The following is a 622-nucleotide window of genomic DNA, read 5'->3' as shown; positions in this document are numbered from 1 at the left end:
AACACCTCTGCATGGCGTTCGGCGCGAAAGTTGCTGTGAACGACCTTTCCCTCGCGGTGCCCCCAGGTTCGTTGTTCGGCCTGGTGGGGCCGAACGGTGCGGGAAAAACGACCACACTGTCGATGGCAGTCGGATTGCTTCGCCCGCACTACGGCCGCAGCCTGGTGTACGGCTACGACGTGTGGAACGACCCAGTGGCAGCGAAGAGTCTGCTCGGCGTTCTACCCGATGGTTTGGCGCTGCCCGCCCAGTTCACCGGTCACGAACTGCTCACCTATTTCGGGCGTCTGCGCGGCATGCCCGAGGACGTCATTGCAGCACGACGCGACGAACTGTTGGCCGCGCTCGATCTTGCCGATGCAGGTGGAACGGTCATCGCCGACTATTCAGCGGGCATGACGAAGAAGATCGGGTTGGCCTCGGCGCTGTTGCACGGCCCTCGCTTACTGGTGCTGGATGAGCCGTTCGAAGCTGTCGACCCCATTTCTTCGGCCGGAATTCGGAGCATTCTGCTCTCGTTCGTCCACTCAGGGGGCTCGGTCATTCTTTCCAGTCACGTGATGGCCCTTGTCGAACAACTGTGTACTCACATCGGAGTCATCGCAGACGGTCGCGTCGTGGC

The 622-nt window shown here is 61.6% G+C and carries 1 protein-coding gene; it reads left to right on the top strand.

The genetic code is table 11. The annotated features are described in order from the left end of the window. The coding region (locus DBV08_RS32075) for an ABC transporter ATP-binding protein (protein WP_148090807.1) at window positions 1–622 on the top strand (622 nt) is incomplete at both ends.

The organism is Rhodococcus sp. KBW08, from assembly GCF_003852455.1.
Classification (GTDB): domain Bacteria; phylum Actinomycetota; class Actinomycetes; order Mycobacteriales; family Mycobacteriaceae; genus Rhodococcus_F; species Rhodococcus_F baikonurensis.
Note: the sequence above shows the minus strand (reverse complement) of the source record. Positions and strands in the feature narration are given on the sequence as shown.